This window comes from Streptodolium elevatio, assembly GCF_040649515.1.
In the GTDB taxonomy this organism is placed as follows: Bacteria; Actinomycetota; Actinomycetes; order Streptomycetales; family Streptomycetaceae; genus Yinghuangia; species Yinghuangia elevatio.
The window spans coordinates 1-4,666 of the sequence record NZ_JBEZFP010000249.1 but is presented as its reverse complement, the minus strand read 5'-3'; the positions used below and the strand labels follow the sequence as shown (position 1 = coordinate 4,666).

The window sequence follows — 4,666 nt, the reverse complement described above, 5'->3', positions numbered from 1 at the left end:
CGACCCCATTCCTATCATGCGGAGCGGTTCTCTCCACGCCATCCGGAACCCGGAGAGTGCGGGCCCGCATAGTGCGGGCCCGCCCTCTCCGGCGTTGCAGGGACTCCGGTCGCCCGGCCGTCCGGGAATGCTCAGTCGCGACGCGCGGGGGGCGCGATGTACGGCGCGGAGCCCGCGGGGTTGACCGGGGCCTGGGAACCGCCGGTGACCGTGCCCCAGTCGGCGGGCGTCTGGGCGACGCCGAGGCCCTGGAGCTTGGCGACGACGCCCGGGTCCTGCGCGTCCAGCCAGTCGACGAACTGCCGGAAGGAGACGCAGCGCACGCCGTCCTTCTTGCAGACGCCGCGCATCGTGTTCTCGACCGCGTTCATGTAGACGCCGCCGTTCCAGGTCTCGAAGTGGTTGCCGATGAACAGCGGCGCGCGGTTCGAGTTGTAGGCGCGGTCGAAGCCGCCCATGTAGAAGTCGGTCGCCTGCTGCTCCAGCGCGGGCCACTGCGACTGCGGCGCGTCCTTCTTGCCGTTGGTCTGCTGGAACATGATGTTGTAGTCCATCGACAGCTGCGACTTGCCGCCCGGCCCGGGCCAGGGCAGCGACTGCAGCGGCAGGTCCCACAGGCCGTCCTTCTTCTTCGGCCAGACCTGGAGACCGCCCTTCGAGCTGGCGTCGTACCGCCAGCCGAACTGCTTCGCGGCGGGGATCAGGGTGTTCTGCCCCTCCAGGCACGGGGCCCGGCCGCCGATCAGCTCCTTCTTGTAGTCGAACGGCAGCGACGGGATGTCGGTCCAGCCGGAGTTGGTACGCCAGTTCTGCACGAAGGAGTAGGCCTGCTCGATCTCCTTCTTCCACTCCTCCACCGACCAGTTGTCGCCGCCCTTGGCGCCGCAGAAGTGGCCGTTGAAGTGGGTGCCGATCTCGTCGCCCTCGAGCCACGACTCACGCATCTGCTGAAGCGTGGCGCGCTCGTTCTTGTCGAGCAGGAACTCGATGTCGGTCGCCCCCGGACCGTGCTTGGGTCCCTGGTAGAGCGACTTCTTCGACTCGGGCAGGACGTAGATCCCGGACAGGAACATCGTCATGTACGCGTTGCTCTCGCGCGCCACCTTGCGGAACCGGGAGACGAGGTTCACACCGTCCATCTCGGCCGCGCCGTCCCACGAGAAGACCACGAACTGCGGCGGCTTCTCCCCCGGCTTCAGCTTCTCCACCTTGGGCTGGTTCGGCTGCGGGCCGGTGTCGCTCGTCGACCCGTCGCCGATCGGCTTGCCCTCGCGGGGGCCGGTGGGTGACGGCGAGTCCGAACCGGAGCCGCCGTTGGGCCCTGGGCCGGAGTTCTTGGCCGGCGAGGCACCGGAATCCTTGTCGTCACCGCTCTTGGCGAACACGACGAAGCCGATGGCGGCCAGCACCGCCACGACCACAAGGACGGCGGCACCTCGGACAGAACGCACAGTTCACCTCATTTGTTGGCAGGACCCCGCGGTTTGGGACGCATCTGGCACGACCACTTGCCCACAGACACGCACCCCGGAGCCGCTTCGGTTGCACGGACTATCGGCAACCACCGCCGCATACCCGGCAAATGGCAATGATCACCACCGGGTGATGTGAAGCAAAGCACATCACCGTAGGTGACAACTAGCACGTGGACCGAAAGGTCACGGAGACGACGCGCGCAATTGTTTCACCCGTTTGAGCGGGATTTTTACCGTTTCTCGATGAGAAACTGAAGGTAGCGTAAAGACTACTTAGTGCAATCTTGGCGTTCGGCTGCCGCGTGCCCAGCCGCCCGCAACGCCGACGCGCCCCCACCAGGCAACACGGCCGTACGGCAACCCCGCCCTCAAGGCACCCGCTCACAAGGCGTCCGCCACCCGGCCACCCGCCAGTCCACCGCCTGACCAACCGCCCGAGCCGATCCCCGGCCGCGGCGGCTGACCACCCGGAGGAGACGGGATCATGACCCTCCCCACGCGCCCGCCCAAGGCGGCCCGCACCGCACTGCGTGCCCACGCAGTAGTCCGCCACGACCTCGGCGCATCCCTGGTCGTCTTCCTCATCGCGATCCCGCTCTCGCTCGGCATCGCCCTTGCCGCCGGCGCCCCGCTGACCTCCGGCATCATCGCCGCGGTCGTCGGCGGCCTCGTCGTCGGCACCCTCGGCGGCGCGCCACTCCAGATCAGCGGCCCCGCCGCGGGCCTGACCGTCGTCGTCGCCGGCCTGGTCCCGATCTACGGCTGGCGCGTCACCTGCGCGATCACCGTGGTCGCGGGGCTCCTGCAGATCCTGCTCGGCCTCGCCAGGGTCGCCCGCGCCGCGCTGGCGCTGTCCCCCGCCATCGTGCACGGCATGCTCGCCGGAATCGGCATCGTGATCGCCATCGCGCAGCTGCACGTGGTCCTCGGCGGCTCGCCGCAGAGCGAGGCGCTCGACAACCTGCACGAACTCCCCGGCCAACTGGCGGCATTGCGCATGCCCGAACTGACCGTCGGCGTACTGACGGTGGCCGTGCTGCTGGCCTGGCCGCTGCTGCCGAAGCGGCTGAACGCGCTGCGGCGCGTACCCGGCCCGCTGGTCGCCGTGGCCCTCGCCACCGCGGTCGCCACCCTGGCGAGCCTGGACGTCGCACGCGTGGACCTGCCCGGTGCCGCCCTGGCGCTGCCCTCGGTCCCGGTCGGCTTCGGCTGGGCGGGCCTGGTCACCGCCGTGGTGACGGTGGCCGTCGTCGGCGCCGTCGAGTCCCTGCTGTCCGCGGTGGCGACCGACCGCCTCCACCACGGCAAGCGCTCCGACCTCGACCGCGAACTCGCCGCCCAAGGCGTCGGCAACGTGGTCTCCGGCATGGTCGGCGGCTTCCCGATCTCGGGCGGCGCCATCCGCTCCACGGCCAACGTCCGTGCGGGCGCCACCACGCGCTCCGCCACGATCATGCACGGCCTGTGGGTCCTCCTGTTCGTCGGCCTCCTGGGCGGCATGGTCGAGCGCATCCCGCTGGCCGCACTCGCCGCGCTGGTCATGGTCGTCGGCATGCAGATGGTCAACCGCGCGCACATCCGCCATGTGCACCGGCACCGTGAATTCCCGGCGTACGTCGCGACCGTGGTCGGCGTCGTGGTCGCGGGCGTGTTGGAGGGTGTGGCCCTCGGCGTCATCGCGGCCGTCGTGATGGCGCTGCTGCGGCTCAGCCGGAGCACGGTGCACACGTACGAGCGCGACGGCGCGCTGCACGTGGAGGTGCACGGCGCACTCACCTTCCTGTCGGTGCCGCGCCTCTCGCGCGTCCTCGACAAACTGCCGGCGGGCGAACACGTCGTGCTCGACCTGACCGTCGACTACCTCGACCAGGCCGCGTTCGAGGCCGTGCACACGTGGCGCAACGCATATGTCGCGCGCGGCGGGCAGGTCGAGATCGAGGAGATCCACGACGACCACTACGGCCGGGCCGCCGACGGCCAGCCGGGCTCGCGCCGCATCGGGCCGACCCCGTCCGCGCGCTGGTTCGCACCGTGGTGGCACTGGCAGCGCCTGCACCCGCGGCGCGGCCGCCCGCCCGCGCACCCGCTGGTCGCCGGTGCCCGGGAGTTCCAGCTGCGTACCGCACCGCTCGTCCAACCCTTCCTCGAACGCCTGGCCCTCGAAGGGCAGAACCCCGCCCAGTTGTTCATCACCTGTGCGGACTCGCGGATCGTCCCCAACCTGATCACCGCGAGCGGACCCGGCGACCTGTTCACCGTGCGCAATGTGGGCAACCTTGTGCCCCCGCACCCGCACGGGTCGGAGACACACGGGGGCGCCGACGACTCGGTGGGCGCCGCCATCGAGTACGCGGTCTCGGTCCTCGGCGTCCGCAGCATCACCGTCTGCGGCCACTCGGGCTGCGGCGCGATGCAGGCACTCCTCGCGGGAGCGTCGGACCGGGGCGAGGAGTCCGCGGACCGCGTGCCCGCGGACAGCGCCGCCACGACGTCGGACGCAGACGCGGACGCGGGCAAGGCGTCCCGTGTCGACGCCGAGGACGCAGAAGCCGCCCCTGCCGCGCAGGGCCTCCCGGACCACACCCCGCACCTGCGCCGCTGGCTCGTCAACGGCCGTACCAGCGTGGAGCGTTACACGCAGCGGCCGGCCCCGACGCTGTCCGGGTACGCGCCGTCGCCCGTCGAGCAGCTCTGCCTCACCAACGTGCTGCAGCAGCTCGACAACCTGCTCGGCCACCCGGTTGTGCACCGCGCCGTCGAGGACGGACAACTCCGCCTGTTCGGGCTGTACTTCGACCTGGCATCGGCGCAGATGTACGTGCACGACGCCGCCACCGGCCAGTTCGAGCCCGTCGTCGCGCCGCTGGACCGGCCCGCGAGCCGGAATGCGCCCGACGCACAGCCCGAGGAGGCCCTCGAAGCGGCCGCCGCGGGAAGGCCCTGAGGAAATCCGAAATCGCGCCCAACCTCCGGCCGTTCGGCTCCGAAAGAGGGGTGAGCACAGACACGCACCGCCACGCAGGACGACCTAGGCGTCGTGGCGGTGCGCACCGGGGACCCGGTCCGACCTGACGGTTCCGCGCCCGCCGCGAGGGGGGGGCGGGACCGTCCCCAGGACCGGAGGGGGCCATTCGACATTATACGTACCACCGGGACGGCCGGACGTCCCGGCCCGGCCGCGCACCAATGCG

Annotated in this window: 2 protein-coding genes; one reads left to right on the top strand and one right to left on the bottom strand. The window is 70.8% G+C overall.

What is annotated here, in order from left to right:
• Positions 1–131: 131 nt before the first annotated feature.
• The gene (locus tag AB0C36_RS42495) at positions 132–1,451 is read right to left on the bottom strand and encodes a polysaccharide deacetylase family protein (RefSeq protein ID WP_358364996.1); all 1,320 of its coding nucleotides are present in this window, start codon (positions 1,449–1,451) and stop codon (positions 132–134) included.
• A gap of 508 nt (positions 1,452–1,959) precedes the next feature.
• Between AB0C36_RS42495 and AB0C36_RS42490 the strand changes: the two genes are divergently transcribed.
• Positions 1,960–4,419 carry a SulP family inorganic anion transporter gene (locus AB0C36_RS42490; protein WP_358364993.1) on the top strand — a complete coding sequence of 820 codons (2,460 nt, stop codon included), beginning with the start codon at positions 1,960–1,962 and terminating at the stop codon, positions 4,417–4,419.
• The last annotated feature ends 247 nt before the right edge of the window (positions 4,420–4,666 follow it).

Coding starts and splice junctions, on each gene's coding strand:
- AB0C36_RS42490 (WP_358364993.1), top strand. CDS start 1,960: ATGACCCTCCCCACGCGCCCGCCCAAGGCGGCCCGCACCGCACTGCGT.